Origin of the sequence: Actinotalea subterranea, from assembly GCF_008364845.1 — a bacterium.
Classification (GTDB): Bacteria; Actinomycetota; Actinomycetes; order Actinomycetales; family Cellulomonadaceae; genus Actinotalea; species Actinotalea subterranea.
Genome location: NZ_VTTP01000004.1, coordinates 134256 through 160931 on the forward strand (window position 1 = coordinate 134256; position 26676 = coordinate 160931).

Genomic DNA, 26676 nt, shown 5'->3' on the forward strand with positions numbered 1-26676 from the left:
CGGGAGGGCGTCGACATCACGCGCCCTTGGCCGCGCGGAAGCCTGCGTCGAGGTCCGCCAGGATGTCGTCGATGTGCTCGATGCCGACGGCGAGCCGCACGAGGCCGGGCGTGATCCCGGACAGGAGCTGCTCCTGCGGTGTGAGCTGGCTGTGCGTCGTCGACGCCGGGTGGATCACGAGCGAGCGCACGTCCCCGATGTTGGCGACGTTGGAGTGCAGCTCGAGCGCGTCGACGAACCGCTTGCCCGCCTCGGCCCCGCCCTCGATCTCGAAGGCCACCACGGCTCCCGCTCCCCGCGGGGCGTACTTGCGCGCGTTCGCGTTCCACGGGCTCGAGGCCAGGCCCGCGTAGTGGACGGTGCCGACCTCCTCACGCGCCTCGAGCCACTCCGCGACGCGCTGGGCGTTCGCGACGTGACGCTCGACGCGCAGGGACAGGGTCTCGATGCCCTGCGCGATGAGGAACGCGTTGAACGGGGAGATGGCGGAGCCGAGGTCGCGCAGCAGCTGGACGCGCGCCTTGAGGATGTACGACAGGTTCGCGCCGAACGCGCTGCCCACGCCGAGGTCACGCGCGTAGACGAGGCCGTTGTAGCTCGGGTCGGGCGTGTTGTACGCGGGGAAGCGCTCCGGGTGCCGGGCGTAGTCGAACGTCCCGGCGTCCACGATCACGCCGCCGATCGCGGCGCCGTGCCCGCCGAGGTACTTGGTGGCGGAGTGCACGACGACGTCGGCGCCGAACTCGAAGGGGCGGATGAGGTAGGGCGTCGCGACGGTGTTGTCGACGATGAGCGGGACGCCGACCTCGTGGGCGACGGCGGCGACGGCCTCGATGTCGAGGATGTCCGCCTGGGGGTTCGGGATGGTCTCGCCGAAGAAGAGCTTGGTGTTGGGCCGGACGGCGTCGCGCCACGCCTGCGGGTCGTGCGGGTCCGTGACGAACGTCGTGGTGATGCCGAGCTTCGGCAGCGTGTAGTGCAGGAGGTTGTACGTGCCGCCGTAGAGGCTCGGGCTCGCGACGACGTGGTCGCCGGCCTCGGCGATGTTGAGGATCGCGAAGGTCTCGGCGGCCTGGCCGGAGGACAGCAGGAGCGCGCCGACGCCGCCCTCGAGCGAGGCGATGCGGTCCTCGACGGCCTGCTGCGTGGGGTTGCCGATGCGGGTGTAGATGGGGCCGAGGTCGGCGAGCGCGAAGCGCGCGGCGGCGGTGTCGGCGTCGGGGAAGACGAACGACGTCGTCTGGTAGATCGGGAGGGCGCGGGCGCCCGTGGTCGGGTCGGGGCTCTGGCCCGCGTGGATCTGACGGGTCTCGAACGACCAGCTCTCGTTGCTCATGGTGGCTCCTCAGGTGTGGGACGCGGGAGAGGCCACAGCCAGCGCACTGACCCCGGCCGGCCCGCGAGGGGGCTGGAACAGGTGGGTGCACGTGAGGTTCGGAGCCCGGCCGGTCCTGCGACTCAGTCACGCGTGAGCGTGCTGGTCCTCCCGGTCAGCGGGCACACCACCGAACGTGCGCGGGTCAGCGGCACATTCGGCAGGAGTACATGGCCCGAGCGTACGGCCCGGTGTCCGCGCGACGGAACGGCCGTCTCGCCATCTGGGCACCGGTGAGACGGGTGCCGGCGACGGCGTGGCCCGGGACGTCAAGGGGGCGCTAATGCGTGCCGATGGACGAACGAGACCTGTTGCTCATGTGACTCATGTGACTTGTGTGACCAGAGTTGCGGGTGAGATCTGTGTGACAGGTGTTCCTATCTGTGGCAGGAGTGAGTAGCGTCGGTCGCGGAGAGCTGCGCCCGACGGGGTGACCGGCGTGCGCCGCGGCCGTGCGGCCGACGGGCGGCTCCGACGAGCGGGACGGGACAGCGATGCACACGAGGATGACCAGGCTGACGGTGCGCCGCGCCGTGGCCGCGGCGACGGTCGCGGTCCTGGTCGGGACGGTCACGGCGACGGCGTCCTACGCCGACCCGGACGTGACCGACGACGACGTCCGCGACGCCCGAAGCGCCGTCACCAGCACCGCCGCGGCCATCGCGTCGCTCGAGGTCGACCTCGCCACGCAGAGCGCCGCGCTCGACACCGCTTGGGCCGAGGTCGCGAGCGCCGCCGAGGACTACGCCGCAGCCCTCGGCGAGCGTGACGCCGCGAAGCTGGCCGCCCAGGAGGCGGCGGACCGCAAGGCCGCGGCCGACGAGAAGGTCGAGCTCGCACGCGACGACCTGGGCGCCATCGCCCTCGAGGCGTACCGCTCCGGCGGCTCGATGGACTCGCTCGGTGCGATGCTCTCCGCAGACGGGTTCGAGGACCTCCTCGCGCGCAGCGAGGCCGTCGACCGGCTCGGCGAGCAGGCGCAGCGTGCGGTGCAGACGTTCGAGGCGGCCGAGCTCGTGGCCACGACCCTCGGCGAGCGGGCCGAGGAGGCCGCGAGCGTGGCCGAGGCCGCGACGACGGCCGCGGAGGATGCGCTGACCGCCGCGCAGGACCGCCAGGCCGACGCCGAGGCCGCCGTGGCGACCGCCACCGCGCAGCGCGAGCAGCTCATCGTCCAGCTCGCCGAGTACCGCCAGACGTCCGTGGAGGTCGAGGCCGCCCGCCAGGCCCAGCGCGACGCCGACCGCGCCGCGCGTGCCGAGGCCGCAGCCGCCGCGTCGCGAGGCGTCACGCCGGCCGCGGGCTCGGGCGCGCCGACGCCGCCCGCGACGAGCACGCCCCCGGCCACGAGCACGCCGCCGGCGACCACGCCGCCCGCCACCACGCCGCCGTCGACGGCCCCGCCGGTGACCAGCCCCCCCGTCACGAACCCGCCCCCGGTGGTCAACCCGCCCACCACCGACCCGTACGGGCTCGGCACGGGCTCCCAGCGTGGCTCGGCCGAGCAGGGCGCGGCCGCCGTCGCCTGGGCGATCCAGCAGGTCGGCAAGGCGTACAGCCTCGGGGCGACCGGCCCCGACGCGTTCGACTGCTCGGGCCTGACGAACCGGTCGTGGAACGCGGCCGGCCTGGGCATCAACCGGGACTCGCGCAGCCAGTACCGGCAGGTGCGCAAGATCGCGTACGACACCATGCGGCCCGGCGACCTGATCTTCTACGGCGCCAACGGGGCCGACCCGTCGACCATCACGCACGTCGCGATGTACGTCGGCGACGGCCAGATGGTCGAGGCACCCAGGCCCGGCGTGAACGTGCGGGTCACCAAGATCCGCTGGGCGGGCACCATGCCGTACGCCGGACGGCCCTGACCGGCTGCGCGTCCGTCGGCCCCGCCGGAGAGGTGCCCCGGGGCGCCAGCACGCGCCCGGCCCGCCAGCACGCGCCACGCCGGCCGGCGTGCGTCAGTGGGTGTCGTAGTACCCGGTGTCGATGGCGCGCTGACGCGAGTTCTGGATCTCCGCCTCGGCGGCCGCGCGGTCGACCCAGTGGGCGCCCTCGACGGACTTGCCGGGCTCGAGGTCCTTGTAGACCTCGAAGAAGTGCTGGATCTCGAGGCGGTGGAACTCGCTCACGTCGTCGATGTCCTGGCGCCACGAGGCGCGCTGGTCGCCCGTGGGGACGCACAGCACCTTGTCGTCGCCGCCGGCCTCGTCGCGCATGCGGAACATGCCGAGCGCGCGGCAGCGGATCAGGCACCCGGGGAACGTCGGCTCCTCGAGCAGCACGAGCGCGTCGAGCGGGTCGCCGTCCTCGCCCAGGGTGCCCTCGATGAAGCCGTAGTCGTCCGGGTACCGCGTCGAGGTGAAGAGCATGCGGTCGAGGCGGATGCGTCCCGTGACGTGGTCGACCTCGTACTTGTTGCGCTGCCCCTTGGGGATCTCGATCGTGACGTCGAACTCCACAGCTCTCCCTCGGGTCAGGCCGCGCCCACCGCGCGTGGCTGGCACTAGTCTGGCGCACCAGCGGTGATGGTGGCGCCCGGCGGGTCTTCCGCGGGGCGCCGGAGACGGGAGTGGGCCGATGGCGCGGCGCGGCCGGGCGGGACGAGTCGTCGTCGCGCTGACCCTGACGCTCGTCCTCGCGGCAGGCGGTTACGTGGCCGCCGACGCCTACGACGTCGCCCCGGGCGTGCTGACGCTCGACCCCGTCGCCGAGCCCCCGGAGCCGTTCCCGACGGCACCCGGAGCGGTACCTGCTCCCGACCCGACGACGACGCTCGACCAGCTCGACCCGGCCGCCCCGGTGCCGGGTGCCGCGCAGGTCCAGGCGCTGGCGGACGCCCTCGTCGCCGACCCGCGGATGGGCGGGTCGACGGGCGTCGTCGTCGCCGACGTGCTCACGGGTCAGGTCCTCGCCGACGCGGACGGCGAGCGACCGCGTGTGCCGGCGTCGACCGCGAAGCTCCTCACCGCGCTCGCGGCGATGACGGCGCTCGGGCCGGAGCGGACCCTGCCGACCACGGTGGTCCAGCCCGAGCCCGGACGCATCGTGCTGGTGGGCGGCGGAGACATGATGCTGTCCGCGGGCACGGGCGCCCCGGGGGAGGCCAACGGGCATGCGGGGCTCGTCGACCTCGCCGCCCAGACGGCCCGCGCGCTGAAGCTCGTCGGGACCACCGAGGTCGTGCTCGGCGTCGACGACACCCTCTTCAGCGGGCCGTCGGTCAACCCCGGCTGGAAGCCGGGCGACGTCAACGCCGGCTACGTCGCGGCCGTCGCGCCGCTGGGCATCAACGTCGCGAAGACACGTGAGGCGCCCTACCCGCCGCGCTTCGCCGACCCGGCGCTGCAGACGGCCCAGACGTTCGCGACGGTCCTCGCCGAGCAGGGCATCACCGTCACGGGCGCCGTCGGCCGGGCCTCGGGCGCCGGTGCCCTCGAGATCGGACGCGTCGAGTCGGCGCCGCTGCGCGAGGTCGTGCGGTACGCGCTGCACCAGTCGGACAACACGATCACGGAGGTGCTGGGCCGCCTCGTCGCCGTCGAGCACGGCCTGCCGGGAAGCTTCGAGGGCGCGACGACGGCGGTGCTCGCGGAGGCGGCCTCGGCCGGGATCGGCACGACCGGCGCCGTGCTCGCGGACTGCAGCGGCCTCGCGACCGGCTCGGCCCTGCCCGCGTCGCTCCTCGCGGACCTGCTGCTGCTCGCGACCGACGCTGCGCACACCGAGCTGCTCCCCGTCGTCCTCGACCTCCCGATCGCCGGGTGGCAGGGCACGCTCGCCGAGCGGTTCGAGACCGGGCCGGCCCAGGGGCTCGTCCGTGCCAAGACGGGCAGCCTGCCCAACGTCACCTCGCTCGCGGGGACGGTGCAGACGCAGGACGGCAGGCTCCTCGTGTTCGCCGTGATCGCCGAGGCGACACCGGTGGGCGGCCAGATCACCCCGCGCGCGACGATCGACGGCTTCGTGCAGCAGCTGGCCGCGTGCGGCTGCGCAGTACCGTGAGGCGATGAGACCGCTGCCCTCACCTCGCCGGACGGCGGCGGAGGGACGTGCCCGCCTGCGTGGCCGGGGCGCGTCGGCGGACGCGTCGGCCGCTGACCCGGGGTCGTCGCCCGCGCTCGACGTGGACTGGGCGGCGGCGGGTCGCTGGGGCGGTCGCCTCGCGTCGCCCGGCCCGGGTGCCGACCGCGACGAGCTCGTCCGGCTCGTCGAGGACCTGCACGACGCGGCTCGCCGGGCCGTGCCGCTCGCGCTGCGTGCCGCGCGCCTGGCCCGTGCCGTCGAGGCCGCGGGTGCCTCGGACGTGCGCGCCGCCGTCCACGTGGTGGACCGGTCGACCTGGGCGCGCGCGGCCGGGCAGTCGTTCGCGGCCCTGGCGGTCGCGCCCGGCACCGCAGCCGGCACCGCGCCCGGCACCGCGGCCGGGGCCGCGCAGGGTGCCGCGGCGTCCGCGACCGACCGTGGGGCGACCCTTCAGGTCGCCGGGCTCCTCGGGGTCCTCGCGGGCCGCGTGCTGGGGCAGTTCGACCCGTTCGGCGGCGCCCCCGACGACGAGCCCGGTGGTCGCCTGCTGCTCGTGGCGCCGAACGTGCTGCGCACCGAGCGGGCGATGGGTGCGGAGCCCGCCGACTTCCGCCTGTGGGTGTGCGTGCACGAGCAGACGCACGCCCTGCAGTTCGCGGCCGCGCCGTGGCTCGCGGACCACCTGCGCAGCGAGATCGGTGCGCTGGTCGCCGAGCTGGGCGGTGCCGGCGTCGAGACCGGCCTCGGGGCGGCGGTGCGCGCGACGACCCGTGCGATCCGCGGCGAGGACGCGGCCGACGGCGACGACCTCGGCATCCTGGGTGCGGCGCTCGACCCCGCGCAGCGGGCCCGCGTCGACCGGCTCACGGCCGTGATGTCGCTGCTCGAGGGCCACGCCGACGTCAGCATGGACAGCGTCGGCGTCCGGACCATCCCCAGTGCCCGCCGCCTGCGGGCCAGGCTCGACGCCCGCCGCACGTCCGGGGGGCTCGACCGTGTGCTGCGGCGCGTGCTGGGCCTGGACGCGAAGCTCGCGCAGTACCGGCGGGGCGCCGCGTTCGTCCGCGCCGCGCGTCGGGCGGGTGGGCGTGACGCGCTCGACGCCGCGTGGACGGGACCCGACGCGCTGCCGACGCCCCGGGAGATCGCGGACCCGCGGGCCTGGGTCCGTCGGGTCCACGGGTGAGCGGGCCGGACCCGGCGGTCGCGGCGGCACGGCGGGCGGTACGTGAGGCGCTCGCCGACGTGCCGACCGACGGGCTCGTGCTCGTGGCCTGCTCGGGCGGCACGGACTCGCTGGCGCTCGCCGCCGCGACGGCGTTCGTGGCGTCGCGGGCCGGCTACCGGGCCGGTGCCGTCGTCGTCGACCACGCGCTCCAGGCGGGCAGCGCCGAGGTGGCCCGACGTGCGGGCGAGGCCTGCGAGGGTCTGGGGCTCGCGCCCGTGCGGGTCGTGCGGGTCGACGTCCGGGAGGCGGCCGGCGTCGCTGCGCGGGACGGCTGGGGAGGCCCGGAGGCGAGCGCCAGGCGGGCGCGCTACGCGGCCCTCGAGGACCAGGCGCGCGACCTCGGGGCGGCCGCGGTGCTGCTGGGGCACACGCTCGACGACCAGGCGGAGACGGTGCTCCTGGGGCTCGCGCGCGGGTCGGGTGCCCGGTCGCTCGCAGGGATGGCGCCGCGCCGCGACCTCCTTCGTCGTCCGCTGCTGGGGCTCACGCGCGAGCAGACGGCGCGCGCGTGCGCCGCGCTCGGGCTCGAGCCCTGGCACGACCCGACCAACACGCCCGCCGGGCCCGAGGACTCCGGTGCGCCGCTGCGCAGCCGCGTCCGTCACCACGTGCTACCGGTCCTCGAGGACGTCCTCGGCCCGGGGGTTCGCGCGGCGCTCGCGCGGTCCGCGGACCAGCTCCGCGAGGACGCGGACGCGCTCGACGCGCTCGCCGACGCGCTCCTGACCCGTGCCCGCGCGGGGGGCGACGCCCGGGGCCTCGACCTCGACTGCGCCGTGCTGGCCCAGGCGCCGACGGCCGTGCGGCGGCGCGCGCTGCGGGCGGCGCTCGTCGCGGCGGGCGCCCCGTCCGGCTCGGTGCACCGCGTCCACGTCGAGGCCGTCGACGCCCTCGTGCAGGACTGGCGCGGGCAGGGTCCCGTCGCCGTGCCCGGCGGGGGCGCGGTGCGTCGCCGGTATGGCAGGCTGACGTCCGACGGCTGACGGACACGCAGACAGGAGCGGCGCGCGGTGGATCCAGCGGACATGGGTGACGACCTCGAGCGGGTCCTCCTGACGGAGGAGCAGCTGGGGGCCCGCCTCGACGAGATGGCCGCGCAGATCGACGCCGACTACGCGGGCCGCGACCTGCTCATGGTCGGCGTCCTCAAGGGCGCGGTCATGGTCATGGCCGACCTCGCGCGACGGCTGCACACGGCGGTCGAGATGGACTGGATGGCGGTGTCCTCGTACGGCGCCGGCACCACGTCGTCCGGCGTCGTGCGCATCCTCAAGGACCTGGACGCGGACCTCACGGGCCGCGACGTGCTCATCGTCGAGGACATCATCGACTCGGGGCTCACGCTGTCCTGGCTCCTGTCGAACCTGCGCAGCCGGGGTCCCGCGAGCGTCGAGATCGCGACGATGCTCCGCAAGCCCGAGGCGGCCAAGGTCGAGGTCGACGTGCGCTACGTGGGCTTCGACATCCCCACGGACTTCGTCGTCGGGTACGGCCTGGACTTCGCCGAGAAGTACCGCAACCTGCCGTTCGTCGGCACGCTCGCCCCGCACGTCTACGGCGACTGAGCCTCGAGGCGGGCCTGGGCAGGCGCCTGTCCGCCAGGGTGCGGGCGCCCGCACCACACGGGCCGGCGCGGGTGAGCCTGCGGGCCCGTGCGGGTGAGCGCGCGGGGCGCGCGCGGTCGGTACGTCCGACGCCCGTCCCAGGTTCCCCTTAGCGCCCTGGGCGAACACCGGCCGGTACCTCCAGGGGCACCGGGTAACGTGCACGTCAGACCCGCCCAGCGACCAGGAGGGAAGGGCCCCGGCCCCCTCACCCATGAACCTCAAGCGCCTTGCCCGCGGCCCTGCGATCTGGATCGTCGTCGCGATGATGATCCTGTGGCTCGGGGCGTCCTCGTTCATGAGCACCGGGATCCAGCGGATCGACACCTCTGACGGCCTCGAGCTCCTTGCCGACGGCAAGGTCGAGCAGGCCAAGATCGTCGACGGTGCGCAGCGCGTCGACCTGACGCTCACCGAGGACTTCGGTGACAAGGGCCGGAACGTCCAGTTCTACTACGTCGCCCCGCAGGGGCCCGACGTCGTCGACGCGGTCACGAGCGCGGACCCCGAGGGTGGCTTCAACTCCGAGGTCCCGCAGACGTCGTGGTGGGCCAGCCTGCTCTCGCTGATCCTCCCGTTCGTCATCATCCTGGGCCTGTTCTGGTTCCTGATGTCCCGGATGCAGGGCGGCGGCTCGCGCGTCATGCAGTTCGGCAAGTCCAAGGCGAAGCTCGTCAGCAAGGAGACCCCGCAGGTCACGTTCGCGGACGTGGCGGGCGTCGACGAGGCGGTCGAGGAGCTCGAGGAGATCAAGGAGTTCCTCGCGGACCCGGCCAAGTTCCAGGCCGTCGGCGCGAAGATCCCCAAGGGCGTGCTCCTGTACGGCCAGCCCGGCACGGGCAAGACGCTCCTGGCGCGGGCCGTCGCGGGCGAGGCGGGCGTGCCGTTCTACTCGATCTCCGGCTCGGACTTCGTCGAGATGTTCGTCGGCGTCGGCGCCTCGCGGGTGCGTGACCTCTTCGACCAGGCGAAGCAGAACGCGCCGGCGATCATCTTCATCGACGAGATCGACGCCGTCGGGCGCCACCGCGGTGCCGGCATGGGTGGCGGGCACGACGAGCGGGAGCAGACGCTCAACCAGATGCTCGTCGAGATGGACGGGTTCGACGTGAACGCGAACGTCATCCTCATCGCGGCGACCAACCGTCCGGACATCCTCGACCCGGCGCTGCTGCGTCCCGGTCGCTTCGACCGGCAGGTCTCGGTCGACGCCCCTGACCTGCGCGGCCGCGAGCGGATCCTCCAGGTGCACGCGAAGGGCAAGCCCGTCACGCCCGACGTCGACCTGCACGCGGTCGCCAAGCGCACGCCCGGCTTCACGGGCGCCGACCTCGCCAACGTGCTCAACGAGGCCGCGCTGCTGACGGCCCGCACGGGCAAGCAGGCCCTGGGCAACCACGAGCTCGACGAGGCGATCGACCGCGTCATCGCCGGCCCGCAGAAGCGGACCCGGCTGATGAACGACAAGGAGAAGAAGATCACCGCGTACCACGAGGGTGGTCACGCGCTCGTCGCGACGGCCCTGCGGTACACGGACCCCGTCACCAAGGTCACGATCCTTCCCCGCGGCCGTGCGCTCGGCTACACGATGGTCATGCCGGCCGAGGACAAGTACTCGACGACGCGCAACGAGCTCCTCGACCAGCTCGCGTACGCGATGGGTGGCCGGGTCGCCGAGGAGATCGTCTTCCACGACCCGACGACCGGCGCGTCCAACGACATCGAGAAGGCCACGGCGGTCGCCCGCAAGATGGTCACGCAGTTCGGCATGAGCGAGAAGATCGGCGCCGTCAAGCTGGGGCAGGACAGCGGCGAGGTCTTCATGGGCCGCGACATGGGTCACGGCCGCGACTACTCCGAGCAGGTCGCCGCGGTGGTCGACGTCGAGGTCCGCAGGCTCGTGGACTTCGCGCACGACGAGGCGTGGGCCATCCTCAACGAGCACCGTGAGGTGCTGGACGCCCTCGTCGTCGAGCTCCTCGAGCGCGAGACGCTCAACCAGGCCGAGCTCGCCGAGATCTTCGCCCCCGTCGCCAAGCGCGAGCCGCGCGACGTGTGGCTCTCGAGCCCGGACCGCGCCGTCTCGGACATCCCGCCGGTGCAGACCGCCCAGGAGAAGGCCGCGAGCAACGGCGAGCCGGTGATCCCGCAGGACGAGGCGGCCGCCGCCAAGGACGAGCACCCCGCAGCCCCGATCGGCGAGGTCCCGCCCGCCGACCCGGTGGACCGCGCCCGGTGGGACGAGGCCTGACCGTGAGCCACACGCCCGACGACGTCCCCACCCCACCGAGCGAGGGCGACGTCGGGCTGCGCCACGCGGACGTGGTGGGCGGCGACGAGCTCGGCCGGCCGACGGTCGCGTACGACCACGAGCGCGCCGAGCGTGCGGTGCGTGAGCTCCTCATCGCCGTGGGCGAGGACCCGGACCGGGACGGGCTGAGGGACACGCCCGCCCGCGTCGCCCGCGCCTACGCGGAGACGTTCGCGGGCCTCTACCAGGACCCGCGCGACGTGCTGTCCACGACCTTCGACCTCGGCCACGAGGAGATGGTGCTGGTCAAGGACATCGAGGTGTACTCGACGTGCGAGCACCACCTCGTGCCCTTCCACGGCGTCGCGCACGTCGGCTACATCCCGAGCGCCGACGGCCGCATCACGGGTCTGTCCAAGATCGCCCGCCTCGTCGACCTGTACGCCCGCCGCCCGCAGGTCCAGGAGCGGCTGACGTCGCAGGTCGCCGACGCGCTGGTCGAGATCCTCGCGCCCCGCGGCGTGCTCGTCGTCATCGAGTGCGAGCACCTGTGCATGTCCATGCGTGGCGTCCGCAAGCCGGGGTCGAGGACCGTCACGTCGGCCGTGCGCGGGCAGATGCGCGACGGGACGACGCGCGCCGAGGCGATGAGCCTCATCCTGGGCCGTTGACCGCACGGGAGCGCCCGTGTGCAGTCCTACGCTGGGGCCCGTGACGCGACACCCGAGCCCGCTCCCCGCGGCTCTCACGGACCTGCGCCGCACCCTGGTCATGGGCGTCGTCAACGTGACGCCCGACTCCTTCAGCGACGGCGGCCGGTGGTACGAGCCCGCGGCCGCCGTGGCCCACGCGCGTGAGCTCCTCGCGGACGGCGCCGACCTGCTCGACGTGGGCGGCGAGTCGACCCGGCCGGGCGCCCTGCGCGTACCCGTCGACGAGGAGCGCCGCCGCGTGCTGCCCGTGATCGCCGAGCTCGCCTCCGCGGGAGCCGTGGTCAGCGTCGACACGACGCGCGCGCGGGTCGCCGCCGACGCGGTCGCCGCGGGGGCGCACGTGATCAACGACGTCTCCGGCGGCCTCGCGGACCCCGACATGTACCGCGTCGTCGCCGAGACCGGAGCGGTGTACGTCGCGATGCACTGGCGCGGGCACGCCGACGTCATGGACTCGCTCGCCACGTACGACGACGTCGTGCTCGACGTCCGGGACGAGCTCGCTCAGCGGCTCGACGCCCTGGTCGGCGCGGGTGCCGACCCGGCCCAGGTCGTGCTCGACCCCGGCCTGGGGTTCGCCAAGCCCGGCTCTGACAACTGGCCCCTGCTCGCGCACCTCGACGTGCTCGCGGCGCTGGGCAGGCCGGTCCTCGTCGGCGCGTCGCGCAAGCGGTTCCTGGGCCACCTGCTCGCCGACGCGGACGGCCGGCCCGCCCCGCCCGAGCGTCGCGACGGGGCCACGGCGGCGGTGTCCGCGCTCGCGGCCGCCGCGGGAGCCTGGTGCGTGCGGGTGCACGACGTGGCAGGCTCGGCGGACGCCGTCCGGGTCGCGGACGCGTGGGCAGCGGCACGCGCCGACGCCCACGGGTCAGGCGGCGCCCACGGGTCGGGGGGCACGCACGCGTCAGGGGGCAGGTCAGGGGGCAGGTCAGGGGGCACGGTCGACCCATCCGGGACGGTGGGCACAGGGACGGGCGCCGCAGGGGCGCCCCGTCAGGACGGAGAGCACGGTGTCTGACGCACGAACGGACGGACCCCTCGACCGCATCACGGTCGCCGGCATCACCGCGATCGGCTACCACGGGGTGTTCGAGCACGAGCGTCTGGAGGGCCAGACCTTCGTGGCCGACGTCACCGTGCACGTCGACAGCAGGGCCGCGGCGGCCGAGGACCGGCTGGACCTGACGGTCGACTACGGCGTGCTCGCCGAGCAGGTCGCGGCCGTCCTCGCGGGCGAGCCCGCGGACCTCGTCGAGACCGTCGCGGAGCGGGTCGCCGCCGTCGCGCTGACCCATCCCGGCGTGCACGAGGTCGACGTCGTCCTGCACAAGCCGCAGGCGCCCGTCACGGTCCCCTTCGCCGACGTGCGCATCGAGATCCACCGGGGCCGCATGCACGTGCCCGCGGTCGCGGCGCCGCCCGTGGTCGTCGACTCGCGCGGCTCGGACCTCGGCTCGCACGGGGCGGTGCCCGCGCACGACGCTCCGCCGGTCGACGTCCCGGGCTTCGCCGAGGAGCCGTACGGCGCGCCGGCCGGCGTCCTCGCGGCTGCGGCAGGTGCCGCGGCGGCGGCCGCCTCCGGGGGCGTCCCGCCCGTGGGCTACGCGGCCCCCGGGGCCCCGGTGCCCGTCCCCGCACCGGTGTGGCCCGCGACGGGTGGGCCCGCGACGCCCGAGTGGCCCATGGTGACGCTGGCCGAGGTCGTCGCGGACCTCCCGGGCCACCGCGCCCCCGAGGCGGGCGCCCACGTGCAGGCCCCGGCCGCGCCGGGTGGCCCCGACGTGACGGCAGCGGTCCCCACGCCCGTCCCGTCGACAGCGCCCGCGCACGTCGCCCTCGTCGAGCCCGCGGACCGCCTCGACCTCGTCCCGGCGGAGCCGGTCGACGTCGTCCTGGCACTCGGCTCCAACGTGGGGGCGAGCCAGGAGATCCTGCGTCGCGCGGTGCAGGACCTCGACTCCGTGGACGGGCTCGAGCTGACGGCCGTCGCGCCGCTCGCCCGCACCGGGGCCGTCGGCGGCCCCGAGCAGCCCGACTACCTCAACACGGTCGTCCTCGGTCGCACCCGGCTGAGCGCCCGCCAGCTCCTGCACGCGTGCCAGGCCGTCGAGAACGCCCACGGCCGCGTGCGCGAGGAGCGCTGGGGCCCCCGCACGATCGACATCGACATCGTCGTCCACGGGTCGACGATCGCCGTCGCGGACGACCTCGAGCTGCCGCACCCGAGGGCGCACGAGCGCGCCTTCGTGCTCGAGCCCTGGGCGCAGGTCGCGCCCGACGCCGTGCTCCCGGGCCTCGGCGGCGGGCCCGTCGCCGCGCTCGCCCAGACCGCGCCGGACCGCGAGGGGATCCGCTGGATCGCGCTCGACTGGTGGCGCGCGCCGGAGGCCGGCAGCTGATGCGTCGGACGCCGTGGGCCCGCCTGCTGCTCGTCGCGGCGGGGAGCACGGTCGTGTCCTACGGCGCGCTGCGGGTCGCGGAGTCGCGCGGGGCGACGCTCCTGCCGGTGCCCGTCCTGTCCTCGCTCGTGGTGCTGCTCATCGCGGCCGTCGTCCTGACCCTCGGCTGGGCGGTCCGGCAGTACACGCAGGGCAAGAGGCCCGGGCTCGACCCGATCCTGGCGGCCCGCACCGTGGTGCTCGCGACCGCGTCGGCCTACACGGGTGCGCTCCTGAGCGGCTGGTACGGCGGCCAGGTGGTCCTCGTGCTCGGCGACCTCGAGATCGCCGCGCGGCGGGACGTCGCCCAGGCCGCGGGGCTCGCGCTCCTGTGCACGGTCGCGCTCGCCGTCGTGGGGCTCGTCGTCGAGCGGTGGTGCGAGGTGCGCCCGCGCGACGACGACGACGGGCCCGGCCCGGGCACCTCGGCCGCGTCGGGCAGCACGGCCTGAGCCGCGGCCGGTCGTGTCGTCCGGGAGTGGAAGGATGGAGACCATGACCGAACCCCTCGACGCGCGCCCGGGCACCGATGCGGCGCGGGTCTTCGACCCCGTCGGCGTCGCCTGGCAGCCGGTCTCCCCACGCCTGACCACGGTCCGTCTGATCTCGGCCGGCGTCTGGCTCCTGCTCCCGTTCGCGGGCGGGGTCGTCGCCGCCGTCCTCAGCGGCCTCGCGGGTCTGTGGGCCATCCCGGCGGTCGTGCTCGCCGTCGGGCTGTGGATCGCGGTCGTCGTGCCCCGTCAGGTCCGCGCGTGGGGCTACGCGGAGCGCGACGACGACCTGCTGATCCGCAAGGGCGTCATGTTCCGCACGCTCGTCGTCGTCCCGTACGGCCGCATGCAGTTCGTCGACGTCCAGGCCGGCCCGCTGGACCGGTGGGGCGGGATCGCGCGTGTCCAGCTCCACACCGCGTCGCCGGGTACCGACGCCGCGATCCCCGGGCTGGTCCCGGCCGAGGCCGCACGGCTGCGTGACCGTCTCGCGGCGCGCGGCGAGGCGCAGCTGGCGGGCCTGTGACCGAGGCGCCCGGCCCGGTCTGGAACCGGGTCCACCCGGTCACCCCTGCCGTGAAGGGCTGGAAGGTCCTCGCGGTCCTGCTCGCGATCGCGGTCCAGCAGGTGGGGACCAACATCGGTGAGGCGCAGGACCTGGTCGGCACGGTGGGCTGGGGTCCCGTCGCCGCCGTGGTCGCCGCGGCGACCGTGGTCGGCTTCGTGTACGCCGCGATCGCGTGGCGCATGACGCGGTACGCCGTGGACTCCGAGGCCGTGTACCTGCACACCGGGGTCCTGTTCCGCCAGCAGCGCACGGCGCGGCTCGACCGCGTGCAGGCCATCGACGTCGTGCAGCCGCTCCTGGCCCGGCTCTTCGGCCTCGCCGAGCTCAAGATCGAGGTCGCGGGCGGCGCGGACTCGGCCGTGCGCCTCGCGTTCCTGCGGGAGGACCAGGCCCAGCAGCTGCGCAACGAGCTCCTCGCCCGCGCCGCCGGTGTCGAGTTCGGCACCGAGGAGCAGCCCGAGGCGCCCGTCGCGCCCGAGCGTGAGGTGCTCGCCGTGTCGGCCGGGCGTCTCATCGGCTCCCTCGTGCGGTCCGTGGCCATCGTCTTCCTGCTCCTCGGCATGATCGCCGCGATCGTCGTCGCCGTGGTCTCGCGGGAGATCGGCGCGGCGTTCGGCCTCCTGCCGCTGGTGCTCGCGGCGGGCGGCTACCTGTGGGGCCGCTTCGCGGGCGAGTTCAACTTCCGCGCCGCCCAGTCGCCCGACGGGATCCGGCTGCGCCACGGCCTCCTCGAGTCGCGGTCGCAGACCGTCCCGCCGGGGCGCGTCCAGGCCGTCCGCATCAGCCAGGCCTGGCTGTGGCGCCGCAAGGACTGGTGGCGCGTCCAGATCAACGTCGCCGGGTACGGGCAGGTCGAGGAGCAGCAGACCGAGAACGTCCTGCTGCCCGTGGGTGACCGCGACGAGGCGCTGCTCGCGCTGTGGCTCGTGCTGCCCGAGCTCGGTGCGGCCGACCCGCGGCCCGTCCTCGACGCCGCGCTCGCCGGCGGGGGAGGCGCGGGCGAGGACCCGTTCACGACCAGCCCGCGCGCCGCGCGCTGGCTCGACCCCTGGTCCTGGTCCCGCAACGGCTACCTCGTCACCGAGCGGGCGCTGCTCGTGCGCAGCGGGCGGTTCGTGCGGCAGCTCGTCGTCGTCCCGCACGAGCGCACACAGTCCGTCGCGCTGTCCCAGGGCCCGCTCCAGCGGCGCCTGGGCGTCGCCACCGTCCTGCTCCACTCGACGCCGGGCCCCGTGGCCCCGCAGGTCGTGCACCTCGAGGAGTCGGTCGCGGGTGCGCTGCTCGTCGAGCAGGCGGCGCGTGCCCGCACGGCCCGGGCCGGCGCGGGGCCCGAGCGGTGGATGCGTGAGCTGCGCGCGCAGGCCGCGCGCGCGACCGTCGACGTCGAGCGCGAGGTGCCCCAGCCGGAGCCCGTCGAGCCGGAGGTGCCCCAGCCGGAGCCCGTCGAGCCCGACGCGCCCCAGCCGGAGCGCGTCGAGGCGCAGCTCGGCCTTCCGGAGGTGGCCCCGCCGGTGACGTCCCAGCCGGAGCCCGTCGAGCCGGAGACCCACCAGCCGGAGGTGCCCCGGCCGTGACCCAGCCCGGACGCCTGGGCGTGGGCGTGGTCGGCGCAGGGCACGTCGGTGCCGTGCTCGGCAGCGCGCTGCGCGCCGCGGGCCACGCCGTCGTCGGCGCGAGCGGCATCTCCGCGGAGAGCCTCGAACGCATCGCGACGCTCCTGCCCGGTGTGCCCGCGCTCGACGTGCGCGAGGTCGTCGAGCGTTCGGAGCTCGTGCTGCTCACGGTGCCCGACGACGCGCTCGCCGACCTCGTCGCCGGGCTCGCCCGGCTCGGTGCCTGGCAACCCGGCCAGATCGTGGTGCACACCGCGGGCGCCTTCGGCACGGACGTGCTCGAGCCGGCGCGCGCCGCGGGCGTCATCCCGCTCGCGATCCACCCGGCGATGACGTTCACGGGCACGTCCCTCGACCTCGGTCGGCTCGTCGGCTGCACGTTCGCGGTCACGGGTCCGCGCCCCGTCCTGCCGATCGGCCAGGCGCTCGTCGTCGAGATCGGCGGGGAGCCCGTCGTCGTCGCCGAGGAGGCACGGCCGCTCTACCACGCGGCCCTCGCCCACGGCGCGAACCACCTCGTGGTGCTCGTCGCGCAGGCCGCGCAGGCGCTCGCCGCGGCGGGCGTCGAGCGGCCCGACCGCGTGCTCGGGCCGCTGCTCGGCGCCGCGCTGGACAGCGCCGTGGGCGGGGCCGCGTCGGCGCCGTCCGGCACCGCCGTGGGCAGCAGCGGCGTCGCGTCGCTCACGGGACCGGTGGTGCGGGGGGACGTCGGGACCGTCGCCGCGCACCTCGTGCAGCTCGGCGCCCTCGCGGCACGCGAGCCCGGCGCGGCCGACATCGCGCCGACCTACCGCGCGCTTGCCCGGGCGGCGACCGCGCGGGCCCTCCTGGGCCACCGGATCTCCACGGACCGGGCGCAGGAGCTGCTCGACCTGCTCGCCGAGCCCTCGGCGGACGACCGACCGGAGGACCGATGACGACGCCGCGCGTGGTGCGCACCCGGGAAGAGCTGGACGCCGCCCTGACGGAGGGCGGCGCCGGCCGCCGTGCCGTCGTGATGACGATGGGTGCGTTGCACGAGGGGCACCTCTCGCTCGTGCGGACGGCGCGCGAGCGTGCGGACCAGGTCGTCGTCACCGTGTTCGTCAACCCGCTCCAGTTCGGCCCCCAGGAGGACCTCGCGAGCTACCCGCGTGACCTCGACCGCGACGTCGCGCTGCTGAGCGGGGCCGGGGCGGACGTCGTCTTCGCGCCCGACGTCGCCGAGGTCTACCCGGGCGGCGAGCCCGTCGTGCGGGTCGTCGCGGGGCGGCTCGGCGACGTCCTCGAGGGCGCCTCGCGGCCCGGCCACCTCGACGGCGTGCTCACGGTCGTCCTCAAGCTCATGCACCTCGTGCGGCCCGACGTCGCGCTCTTCGGGCAGAAGGACGCACAGCAGCTCGCGGCGGTGCGGCAGATGGTGCACGACCTGGACGTGCCGGTCGAGGTCGTCGCCGTGCCGACCGTCCGGGACGCCGACGGCGTCGCGCTGTCGTCCCGCAACGCCTACCTCGACCCCGGTGAGCGCACCTGCGCGCGCGCCCTGTCGCGTGCCCTCGCGTGTGCCCAGGACGTCGCACGCGACGGCGCCTCCGCCCCGAGCGTGCTCGCCGCCGCGCGTGCGGTCCTCGACGCCGAGCCGGGCGTCGCCCTGGACTACCTCGCGCTCGTCGACCCGGCGACGGTGGAGGATGTCCCCGCGGACCACGCAGGCCCGGCCCTGCTCGCCGTCGCCGCGCGCGTCGGCGCGACCCGACTGATCGACAACGTCGTGGTGGACCTGGCGGACGGCGCCCGGTCACCGCAGCACGAGGAGAACCGATGAGCACGAGCAGCTGGATGCGCACCATGATGGTCGGCAAGATCCACCGGGCCACCGTCACGGCGGCCGACCTCGACTACGTGGGCTCGGTCACGGTCGACGCGGACCTGCTCGAGGCCGCGGACCTGCTCCCCGGGCAGCAGGTCGACGTCGTCGACGTGACGAACGGTGCCAGGCTGACGACGTACGCGATCGCCGGGGAGCCCGGGTCGGGCGTCGTGTGCATCAACGGTGCCGCCGCCCACCTCGTGCGCCCGGGCGACGTGGTCATCCTCATCGCCTACGCGTCGATGCCCGACGCCGAGGCGCGCACCTACGCGCCGCGCGTCGTGCACGTCGACGCCGACAACCGGATCGCCGGCCTCGGCACCGACCCGGGCGAGGCCCCCGCGGGGCTGCGCAGCGCCGCGATCGCGTGGGCCAGCACCACGGCACCCGCGAGCACGGGGACGGCCGCGACGACCGCGACCACCGCGACCACCCGGTGAGGCTCGCGCGGCGCCTCGCCGCACCGACACCCGGGTGGACGGCCGTCGCGGACGTTGTCGTCGTCGGCTCCGGCATCGCCGGGCTCACGGCCGCGCTCGAGCTGCGCACCCGGGTGCCGCGCGTCCTGCTCGTGACCAAGGGCGCGCTCGCGTCCGGCTCGACGGTCTGGGCGCAGGGCGGCATCGCGGCCGCGCTGGACCCCGCCGACTCGCCGGCCGCGCACCTCGCGGACACCCTCGTGGCCGGCGGCGGGCTGTGCGACGAGGCGGCCGTCGAGGTGCTCGTCACGCAGGGTCCGGCGCGCGTGCGTGAGCTCGTGGGCCGCGGCGCACGCTTCGACACCGACCCGGACGGGCGCATCGCGCTGACCCGCGAGGGCGGGCACGGCGCCGACCGCATCGTGCACGCAGGCGGGGACGCGACCGGCGCCGAGATCTCCCGTGCGCTCGTGGCCCAGCTCGACGCCGTGCGCGCGGACCCCGGCATCGAGGTCGTCGAGCACGCGCTCGTGCTCGACCTGCTCACCGCCGAGCCCGACGCCGACGGCCGCCCGGGCCCCGTGTGCGGTGTGACGCTGCACGTCATCGGCGAGGGCACGCGGGACGGCGTCGGCGCCGCGCTCGGTCGCGCCGTCGTGCTCGCCACGGGGGGCATCGGGCAGGTCTTCCAGTCCTCGACCAACCCCGCACAGGCGACCGGCGACGGCCTCGCGGCGGCCCTGCGCGCGGGCGCCGAGGTCGCGGACGTCGAGTTCGTCCAGTTCCACCCGACGGTCCTGTGGCTCGGCAGCGGCGTCAAGGGCCAGCTCGCGCTCATCTCGGAGGCCGTGCGCGGCGAGGGCGCGATGCTCCTGGACACCGACGGCGTGCGCTTCATGCCCGCCGTGCACCCGCTCGCCGAGCTCGCGCCGCGCGACGTCGTCGCGCACGCGATCGTCCGGCGCATGGCGCAGACGGGCTCCGACCACGTGCTGCTCGACGCACGGCACCTGGGCGCCGAGTTCCTGCACCACCGGTTCCCCACGATCCACGAGCGGCTCATGGCCGAGGGCCTCGACCTCGCGACGGACCTCGTGCCTGTCGCACCGGCCCAGCACTACCACTCGGGCGGCGTCGTCACCGACCTGGACGGCCGGAGCTCCCTCGACGGCCTGTACGCCGCGGGCGAGGTCGCGTGCACCGGCGTGCACGGGGCCAACCGGCTCGCGTCCAACTCCCTGCTCGAGGGCCTGGTCTTCGCCCATCGCGCCGCCCGGGACATCGCCGAGCGGGTCGCGGCGGGCGAGCTGCCGCACCGGGACCCGGTCGAGCGAGGCGGACCGGCGGCCCTCGTCGCCGCGGCAGCCCGGAGCCGGCTCCAGCGCATCGCCCAGCGCGGGCCCGGGGTCATCCGGAGCGCCGAGGGGCTCGCCGCCGCCGCGGAGGCCCTCGCTGCCGTGCCGACGGCCGCGCACGAGGTCCCGGGCGTCGTCGCGGCGCCGCAGACCGCGGAGTGGGAGACGACCAACCTGCACCAGGTCGCCTCGGTCCTCACCGCGACGGCGGCCGCGCGCACGGAGAGCCGCGGCGGGCACTTCCGGGAGGACCACCCGGAACCCGACGACGCATGGCGCACCCACCTCGTCGCGAGCCTCGGGACCGACGGGACGCTCGCCCTGCGTCGCGAGGAGCACCTCCGCGCGGGGCGTGCGACGGGTCGATGAGCCGGCCGGGTCACCGGTGCGCGCGGTGCCCGGCCCTCACTCGACGGGGAAGCCCGCAGCCTTCCAGGCGAGCGTCCCGCCGGCGACGTTCGTGACCTCGTGACCCTGCTGGCCCAGCCACGCGGCGACCTGCGCCGACCGGCCGCCCGACTGGCACACGAGGAACACCGGCCCGGTCAGCGACGTGATCTCACCCACCCGGTCCACGACCTGGCTCATGGGCACGTTCACGGCACCCGGGACGTGCCCGGAGTCGAACTCGTGCGGCTCACGCACGTCGACGACGACGGGTGGGCCCGAAGCCTCGCCGGTGTCGCTCCCCGCCGGGGTTCCGAGGGCCGCGCGGAGCGCGGTGACGTCGATCTGCTCCATGGTGTCCGTCCTGTCGTCGGGATGAGGGGCGGCTGGTCCGTCAGTCGGTGACGAGCTCGAGGTCCGGCAGGGCCGCGCGCAGCGTGAGCATCCCGCCGGAGAGGTTCGCCGAGTCGACGCCCGCCTGGTCCAGGATGCGGTGCGCGAGGTAGGAGCGGAACCCGCTCGCGCAGTGCACGCGCACCGGGCGTCCGGCCGCGGCGTCGCGCACCTCGTCGAGGCGGGCCCGCAGCTGGGTGTGCGGGACGTTGAGCGCACCGGGCAGGTGGCCCGAGGCGAACTCGCCGGCCGAGCGCACGTCGAGCACGAGGGCCTCGGCCATGACCTTCTCGAGGTCCTCCGGGTACCAGAGGCGCAGCGTCCCCGCGAGCACGTTCTGGGCGACGAACCCGGCCATGTTGACCGCGTCCTTCGCCGAGCCGTACGGCGGTGCGTAGGCGAGCTCGAGCTCGGCGACGTCGTCGACGGTCATGCCCGCGGCGAGCGCGGTCGCCAGGACGTCGATGCGCTTGTCGACGCCCGCGCGGCCGACGGCCTGGGCACCGAGCAGCCGCCCGTCGGGCGCGAACGTGATCGTCAGGTGCATCTGCTCCGCACCGGGGAAGTAGCCGGCGTGGTCACCGGGGTGCACGTGCACCACGTGGTGCTCGATGTGCGCCTGTTCGAGGGTGCGCCGGCTCGCGCCGGTCATGGCCGCGGTGAGCCCGAACACCCGCACGACGGCGGTGCCCAGGACCCCACGGGCCTCCTGCGCGGGCGTGAGCGCGCCCAGGATCGCGTCGGCCGCCCGGCGGCCCTGCCGGTTGGCGGGGCCTGCGAGCGGGATCGGGCCGACGGTCCCGGTCACGCCGTGGCGCACGGCGACGGCGTCACCCACCGCCCAGATGTGCGGGTCCGACGTGCGCTGGCGGGCGTCGACGACGATCGCGCCCTGGGGCCCGAGCTCGAGGCCCGCGGCCGCGGCGAGGTGGCTGTCCGGCCGCACGCCCACGGACAGGACCACGACGTCGGCGGTGAGGGTCGTGCCGTCGGACAGGCGGACCTCGACGGCGCCGTCGGCGCTGTCGCCGGCGTAGCTCCCGTCGTTCTCGTCGCTGTCGTGGGACTCGAGGGCCGTGACGGCCTCGGCGGCGACGCCCACGTGGGTGCGGATCCCGTGGTCGCGGAGCTCGGCGTCGAGGAGGCTCGCGAGCTCGGAGTCGAGGGGAGGCAGCACGTGCGGTGCGAGGTCCACGAGGTCGACGTCGAGCCCACGGACCCGCAGGGCCTCGGCGGTCTCGATGCCGATGAACCCGGCGCCGAGCACGACGGCCCGCCGGGCGCCCTCACCGACGACGGCGCGCAGGCCGTCCGCGTCGGGGACGGTGCGCAGGGTGTGCACCTGCGGGAGGTCGAGGCCCGGGATCGGGGGACGCACGGTCGCGGCCCCCGGGGCGAGCACGAGCGCGTCGTACGGGAGGGTGATCTCGTCCACGCCGGCGGCCGTGGTGCGGCGTGCGGTGACCGTCCGGGCGTCGCGGTCGATCGCGACGACCTCGTGGCCGGTGCGGACGTCGAGGTCGAGCGAGGCCCGTAGCGACTCGGGGGTCTGCAGGAGCAGGGCCGACCGTCGGGTGATCTCGTCGCTCACGTGGTACGGCAGGCCGCAGTTGGCGAACGAGACGTAGTCGGCGCGCTCCAGCACGACGATCTCGGCGTCCTCGGCCAGGCGGCGGGCGCGTGCAGCGGCGCTCATCCCGCCGGCGACCCCGCCCACGATCACGATCCTCATGTTCCGTCCTCAGGTCAGACGGGGCGTCCGGCCCCGGTGCAACGTGCTTCGGTCAGGTGGTGACGGTCCGTGCGTGGCGCCGCCGGGTGCACCGGGGCGCTCTCACGAGACTGGCACGGCGCAGGGCCGGCCACAGGAGAACGATACCCCGGGGGGTATATGTTCCCGGCGGGACCATCGGCCCGAGTCGCGCGGGGGCCAGGGTGCGCGCTCGGGGCGCGGACGCCTGGCCGAGGTGACGGCCGACCCCGGGTGCGGGGTGTGAGTCGGGCGCGGGCGGGCATGGGCTCGCGGGCGAGTGGGTGCGGGCAGGTCGAACGAGCGTCTGCCGGTCGAACGAGCGGGTGCCTGGCGGGCGAGTGCCCAGGCGCGGGTCGGGGGAGAGGGCCGGCCTGGTCAGGCGAGGGAGAGGAAGAGCTTCTGGAGCTTGGCCCGGTCGATCCCGGCCTCCTCGTCGCCCCGGACGATGCACTGCTCGAGCCCCGTGGCGATGATGGCGAAGCCCGCGCGGTCGAGGGCCTTCGACGCGGCCGAGAGCTGGGTCACGACGTCGGCGCAGTCGGCGCCGGCCTCGAGCATCTTGAGCACGCCGCCGATCTGGCCCTGTGCGCGGCGCAGGCGGTTGATGACGGAGGTCATCTCTTCCGGGTCGAGCTGCATGCCGGCTCTCCGTGGTGTCGTCGGTGGTGCGGGTTCGGGTGTCGGTGCGGGGGCACCCTGCCCGGCCGAGGTCATCGGGTCACGACCTGCCCGCCGGCGGCGCGCCAGGCCCCGAGCCCCCCGGACAGGCTCGTCGCACGATATCCCGCCGCACGGAGCTGGGCGGCGGCACCACGCGAGCGCATCCCGGATGCGCACATGACGACGACGGGTGCGTCCTTCGGCAGGCGCCGCGCCTCGCGTGCGAGGGTGCCCAGCGGGATGTGGCGCGCGCGGGGTGCGTGGCCGCTGCGCCACTCGGACGGCTCGCGGACGTCGACGAGCACGGCGCCCTCGTCGAGCAGGGTCATCGCACGGTCGACGCGCACGCTTGCGGGCAGCGCGGTCGGGTCGCGGCGCAGGAGACGGTCGAGGAAGGATGCCATGGGGCCAGGATACCCCATGGGGTATCCGTTGGCGAGGTCGTGAGGTCCGCGGCCCGGGCCGGGGCGGGTCGCTCGCTCGGTACGGTGAGGGCATGGACCGAGCGACCACCACGACCGCTGCTGCGCGAGCCGACGAGGCACCCCTCGGGCAGCAGCCCGGCACCGGTCCGGCACACGCGCACGCACCCGCGGCGACGGCGCCTGCGCGCGCGGTGCCGGACGTGCCGGGGCTGGACGGCGCGGCCCTGGCCCGCGTCGTCGCCACCGCGCTCGACGAGGACCTCGGGGCCGCACCGGGACGCGACGTCACGACGCAGGCCACCGTCGCCCCCGCCGCGCACGGTGCGGCGCGGCTCGTCGCGCGCGCCGACGGCGTCGTGGCCGGCCTCCAGGCGGTCGCCGAGGTGCTCGACCAGGTCGCCACGCGGCTGGGGCTCCCGGGGGCCACCGTGCGGCTCACGGTCCAGGACGGCACGCGGGTCGGGGCGGGCGACGAGCTCGCGGTCGTCGAAGGCCCCGTCCAGGTGCTCCTCGTGGCCGAGCGCACCCTGCTCAACGTCGTGAGCCGGGCCTCGGGCGTCGCGACCCACACGCGGCGCTGGGCTGACGCGCTCGCGGGCACGGGCGCCACCGTGCTGGACACCCGGAAGACGACGCCCGGCCTGCGTGCCCTGGAGAAGTACGCGGTGCGCTGCGGCGGCGGCACCAACAAGCGCATGGGCCTCTACGACGTCGCGATGATCAAGGACAACCACGTGGTCGCGGCAGGTTCCGTGACGGCCGCGGTCGAGGCGGTCCGTGCGCGCTTCCCCGACGTCGCCGTCCAGGTCGAGGCCGACACCCCCGCGCAGGCGATGGAGGCGATCGACGCCGGTGCCCGGTTCCTGCTGCTCGACAACATGGCGCCCCCGGTGCTCCGCGAGGTCGTCGCCGCCGTCCGTGCCCGCGAGGCCGAGACCGGCCGGGTCGAGCTGGAGGCGACCGGCAACCTGACCCTGGACCGGGCCGCGGACGTCGCGGGCACGGGTGTGGACTACCTCTCGGTGGGCGGTCTGACCCACTCGTCGCCCATCCTCGACGTCGCGCTCGACCTCGAGGACGCGCAGCCGGACCCCCGGTAGGCGGGCGGCCCGCGGGTCGACCGGGTGAGCGCGTCGAGCGGGTGGCCGGACGGACGGGGTGAGCGCGTCGGCCGGGTGAGCGGGCCGACGGGGACGCCTCCGCCGGTCGGTAGGATCGGCCGGTGAGCCAGCCCGCGGACCACCGCCCCACGACGCAGGACCCGGACGCCCAGGCCGTCGAGACCGACGACCTGCCCGAGCAGATCCGCATCCGCCGCGAGAAGCGTGAGCGCCTCCTGGCCGAGGGCCGCGAGGCGTACCCCGTGGCGGTCCCCGTGACCCACGCCGTGGCGCAGGTGCGCGCGGACCACGCCCACCTCGAGGCGGGCGAGGAGACGGACGTCGTCGTCGGCGTGGCCGCGCGCGTCGTCTACCTGCGCAACACGGGCAAGCTCTGCTTCGTGACCGTGCAGGACGGCGAGGGCAACCGCCTGCAGGTCATGCTCAGCCAGGCCGTCGTGGGCGAGGAGTCGCTCGACAGGTTCAAGGCCGACGTCGACCTCGGTGACCACCTCTTCGCGCACGGGCGCGTGATCAGCTCCCGTCGCGGCGAGCTGAGCATCTTCGCCGACGACTGGCAGATCGCCGCGAAGGCCCTGCGCCCCCTGCCGGTGCTGCACAAGGACCTGTCCGAGGAGGCGCGCGTACGCCAGCGCTACGTCGACCTCATCGTCCGTCCGGCCGCGCGCGACATGGTGCGGCTGCGCGCCGGCGTCATGCGGTCGCTGCGGGAGAACTTCCATCGCCGCGGGTACCTCGAGGTCGAGACGCCGATGCTCCAGACCCAGCCGGGCGGCGCCGCGGCACGCCCGTTCACGACCCACATGAACGCGTTCGACCTCGAGCTGTACCTGCGCATCGCTCCCGAGCTGTTCCTCAAGCGGGCCGTCGTCGGCGGTGTCGAGCGGGTCTTCGAGATCAACCGGAGCTTCCGCAACGAGGGTGTGGACTCCACGCACTCGCCCGAGTTCGCGACCCTCGAGGCCTACGAGGCGTACGGCGACTACACGACGATGGCCGAGCTCACGCGCGACCTCGTCCAGACGGCGGCGCGCGAGGCCCTGGGCTCGACGACGGTCACGCTCGCCGACGGCACCGAGTACGACCTCGGCGGCGAGTGGACGTCGCTCAGCCTCTACCACTCGCTCTCCGAGGCGCTCGGCGAGGAGATCACGGCACAGACCTCCGTGCCCCACCTCATGGCCCTGGTCGAGCGGTTCGACCTCCAGATCGACGCGGCGCGCATGAACCACGGCAAGCTCGTCGAGGAGCTGTGGGAGCACCACGTGGGCGACACGCTCGTGGCGCCCACATTCGTGCGCGACTTCCCCGTCGACACGAGCCCGCTGACGCGTGACCACCGAACGGTCCCCGGCGTCGTCGAGAAGTGGGACCTGTACATCCGCGGCATGGAGATCGGCACCGCATATTCCGAGCTCGTGGACCCGGTGATCCAGCGTCGGCGCTTCGAGGCCCAGGCGGTGCTCGCCGCGGCGGGTGATGACGAGGCAATGCGTATCGACGAGGACTTCCTCACCGCGATGGAGTACGCGATGCCGCCGGCGGGCGGCATGGGAATGGGCATCGACCGGCTCCTCATGGCGATGACGGGCCTCGGAATCCGGGAGACGATTCTGTTCCCCCTGGTGAAGCCTCTCGAGCCCGGCCGCTGAGCCCTCACGCGGCCCGACGTAGGATCAGGACGTGAACCCCGTCCTCCAGGTCCTCGGCGCGCTCCTGCCGTCCGCCGGGGTCGCATTCCTCTTCTGGCTCGCGATGCGCTCGATCATCGGCGCCGACCGACGCGAAAGGCTCGCCATGGCGCGCCTCGACGCGCAGGAGGCGGCGCGCGGGAACGCGAGCGAGCCGACGGCGGTCTCCGCGCAGCCCGCTGACGGCGGTGTCGATGCGGAATCGCGGAACGACGCGTCTGTTGATCGTCACAGCTCGTCGAGCTGATTTTCCTCTGTTCGCGGAACAAAGCGCGCGAGGAGTGGTGAGCGGCGGTATTGTGCACGGGTCCCGGTC

General features: G+C 75.1%; 25 protein-coding genes. 19 read left to right on the forward strand and 6 right to left on the reverse strand.

Going from position 1 to position 26676, the window contains the following annotated elements; genetic code table 11:
* Positions 1–16: 16 nt before the first annotated feature.
* Complete coding sequence (locus FZ988_RS09280; protein ID WP_149203739.1) at positions 17–1336, reverse strand: bifunctional o-acetylhomoserine/o-acetylserine sulfhydrylase; 1320 nt, start codon at positions 1334–1336, stop codon at positions 17–19.
* Positions 1337–1881: 545 nt separating this feature from the next.
* Between FZ988_RS09280 and FZ988_RS09285 the strand changes: the two genes are divergently transcribed.
* A complete protein-coding gene (locus tag FZ988_RS09285; RefSeq protein WP_149203740.1) occupies positions 1882–3243 on the forward strand; it encodes a C40 family peptidase in 1362 nt (453 codons plus the stop codon).
* 93 nt (positions 3244–3336) lie between these two features.
* On the opposite strand, the gene FZ988_RS09290 is transcribed toward FZ988_RS09285, so the two are convergent.
* Positions 3337–3837, reverse strand: a complete 501-nt coding sequence (locus FZ988_RS09290) for an inorganic diphosphatase (RefSeq protein ID WP_149203741.1) — start codon at positions 3835–3837, stop codon at positions 3337–3339.
* Between the two features lie 118 nt (positions 3838–3955).
* Here FZ988_RS09290 and dacB point away from each other — a divergent pair, with 118 nt between their 5' ends.
* The 15 genes from dacB (at position 3956) to FZ988_RS09365 (ending at position 20299) form a co-directional block, all read left to right on the forward strand.
* On the forward strand, positions 3956–5380 hold the full coding sequence (dacB, locus tag FZ988_RS09295) for a D-alanyl-D-alanine carboxypeptidase/D-alanyl-D-alanine endopeptidase (RefSeq protein WP_149203742.1): 1425 nt from the start codon (positions 3956–3958) through the stop codon (positions 5378–5380).
* Between the two features lie 4 nt (positions 5381–5384).
* Positions 5385–6587 (forward strand): zinc-dependent metalloprotease, encoded by a 1203-nt coding sequence (locus FZ988_RS09300; RefSeq protein WP_149203743.1) that lies wholly within the window; start codon positions 5385–5387, stop codon positions 6585–6587.
* Positions 6584–7612 (forward strand): tRNA lysidine(34) synthetase TilS, encoded by a 1029-nt coding sequence (gene tilS / locus FZ988_RS09305; protein ID WP_149203744.1) that lies wholly within the window; start codon positions 6584–6586, stop codon positions 7610–7612. Before FZ988_RS09300 ends, tilS begins: the two co-directional genes overlap by 4 nt.
* A 27-nt stretch (positions 7613–7639) precedes the next feature.
* Complete coding sequence (gene hpt, locus FZ988_RS09310; RefSeq protein WP_149203745.1) at positions 7640–8194, forward strand: hypoxanthine phosphoribosyltransferase; 555 nt, start codon at positions 7640–7642, stop codon at positions 8192–8194.
* A gap of 253 nt (positions 8195–8447) precedes the next feature.
* Positions 8448–10484, forward strand: coding sequence for an ATP-dependent zinc metalloprotease FtsH (gene ftsH, locus FZ988_RS09315; RefSeq protein WP_149203746.1), 2037 nt, complete (start codon positions 8448–8450; stop codon positions 10482–10484).
* A gap of 56 nt (positions 10485–10540) precedes the next feature.
* Positions 10541–11155: a GTP cyclohydrolase I FolE gene (folE, locus tag FZ988_RS09320; protein ID WP_223145096.1), complete on the forward strand. Its 615-nt coding sequence runs from the start codon at positions 10541–10543 to the stop codon at positions 11153–11155.
* Positions 11156–11255: 100 nt separating this feature from the next.
* A complete protein-coding gene (gene folP, locus FZ988_RS09325) occupies positions 11256–12215 on the forward strand; it encodes a dihydropteroate synthase (protein ID WP_149203921.1) in 960 nt (319 codons plus the stop codon).
* Positions 12208–13596, forward strand: coding sequence for a 2-amino-4-hydroxy-6-hydroxymethyldihydropteridine diphosphokinase (folK, locus tag FZ988_RS09330; protein ID WP_149203747.1), 1389 nt, complete (start codon positions 12208–12210; stop codon positions 13594–13596). Before folP ends, folK begins: the two co-directional genes overlap by 8 nt.
* Positions 13596–14087 (forward strand): DUF3180 domain-containing protein, encoded by a 492-nt coding sequence (locus tag FZ988_RS09335; protein WP_149203748.1) that lies wholly within the window; start codon positions 13596–13598, stop codon positions 14085–14087. The genes folK and FZ988_RS09335 overlap by 1 nt, the downstream gene beginning before the upstream one ends.
* A gap of 34 nt (positions 14088–14121) precedes the next feature.
* A complete protein-coding gene (locus FZ988_RS09340; protein WP_149203749.1) occupies positions 14122–14652 on the forward strand; it encodes a PH domain-containing protein in 531 nt (176 codons plus the stop codon).
* The gene (locus FZ988_RS09345; protein WP_149203750.1) at positions 14649–16268 is read left to right on the forward strand and encodes a PH domain-containing protein; all 1620 of its coding nucleotides are present in this window, start codon (positions 14649–14651) and stop codon (positions 16266–16268) included. Before FZ988_RS09340 ends, FZ988_RS09345 begins: the two co-directional genes overlap by 4 nt.
* On the forward strand, positions 16265–17224 hold the full coding sequence (locus tag FZ988_RS09350; protein ID WP_149203751.1) for a Rossmann-like and DUF2520 domain-containing protein: 960 nt from the start codon (positions 16265–16267) through the stop codon (positions 17222–17224). Before FZ988_RS09345 ends, FZ988_RS09350 begins: the two co-directional genes overlap by 4 nt.
* Positions 17221–18111, forward strand: a complete 891-nt coding sequence (panC, locus tag FZ988_RS09355; RefSeq protein ID WP_149203752.1) for a pantoate--beta-alanine ligase — start codon at positions 17221–17223, stop codon at positions 18109–18111. The genes FZ988_RS09350 and panC overlap by 4 nt, the downstream gene beginning before the upstream one ends.
* Complete coding sequence (panD, locus tag FZ988_RS09360) at positions 18108–18596, forward strand: aspartate 1-decarboxylase (protein ID WP_281287175.1); 489 nt, start codon at positions 18108–18110, stop codon at positions 18594–18596. Before panC ends, panD begins: the two co-directional genes overlap by 4 nt.
* A complete protein-coding gene (locus tag FZ988_RS09365) occupies positions 18593–20299 on the forward strand; it encodes an L-aspartate oxidase (protein ID WP_149203753.1) in 1707 nt (568 codons plus the stop codon). Before panD ends, FZ988_RS09365 begins: the two co-directional genes overlap by 4 nt.
* A 36-nt stretch (positions 20300–20335) precedes the next feature.
* Here the strand turns inward: FZ988_RS09365 and FZ988_RS09370 are convergent, their stop codons facing one another.
* The 4 genes from FZ988_RS09370 to FZ988_RS09385 all read right to left on the reverse strand — a co-directional run bounded on the left by FZ988_RS09370 (position 20336) and on the right by FZ988_RS09385 (position 23527).
* A complete protein-coding gene (locus FZ988_RS09370) occupies positions 20336–20671 on the reverse strand; it encodes a rhodanese-like domain-containing protein (protein WP_149203754.1) in 336 nt (111 codons plus the stop codon).
* Between the two features lie 40 nt (positions 20672–20711).
* Positions 20712–22442 (reverse strand): FAD-dependent oxidoreductase, encoded by a 1731-nt coding sequence (locus FZ988_RS09375; RefSeq protein ID WP_149203755.1) that lies wholly within the window; start codon positions 22440–22442, stop codon positions 20712–20714.
* Positions 22443–22838: 396 nt separating this feature from the next.
* Positions 22839–23102: a metal-sensitive transcriptional regulator gene (locus tag FZ988_RS09380; protein ID WP_149203756.1), complete on the reverse strand. Its 264-nt coding sequence runs from the start codon at positions 23100–23102 to the stop codon at positions 22839–22841.
* A gap of 71 nt (positions 23103–23173) precedes the next feature.
* Positions 23174–23527 carry a rhodanese-like domain-containing protein gene (locus FZ988_RS09385; protein ID WP_223145083.1) on the reverse strand — a complete coding sequence of 118 codons (354 nt, stop codon included), beginning with the start codon at positions 23525–23527 and terminating at the stop codon, positions 23174–23176.
* 92 nt (positions 23528–23619) lie between these two features.
* Here FZ988_RS09385 and nadC point away from each other — a divergent pair, with 92 nt between their 5' ends.
* The 3 genes from nadC to FZ988_RS09400 all read left to right on the forward strand — a co-directional run bounded on the left by nadC (position 23620) and on the right by FZ988_RS09400 (position 26607).
* Positions 23620–24648, forward strand: coding sequence for a carboxylating nicotinate-nucleotide diphosphorylase (nadC, locus tag FZ988_RS09390; protein ID WP_149203758.1), 1029 nt, complete (start codon positions 23620–23622; stop codon positions 24646–24648).
* Between the two features lie 191 nt (positions 24649–24839).
* Positions 24840–26321, forward strand: coding sequence for a lysine--tRNA ligase (gene lysS, locus FZ988_RS09395; RefSeq protein ID WP_246169413.1), 1482 nt, complete (start codon positions 24840–24842; stop codon positions 26319–26321).
* Positions 26322–26352: 31 nt separating this feature from the next.
* The gene (locus tag FZ988_RS09400) at positions 26353–26607 is read left to right on the forward strand and encodes a hypothetical protein (protein WP_149203760.1); all 255 of its coding nucleotides are present in this window, start codon (positions 26353–26355) and stop codon (positions 26605–26607) included.
* Positions 26608–26676 lie beyond the last annotated feature (69 nt).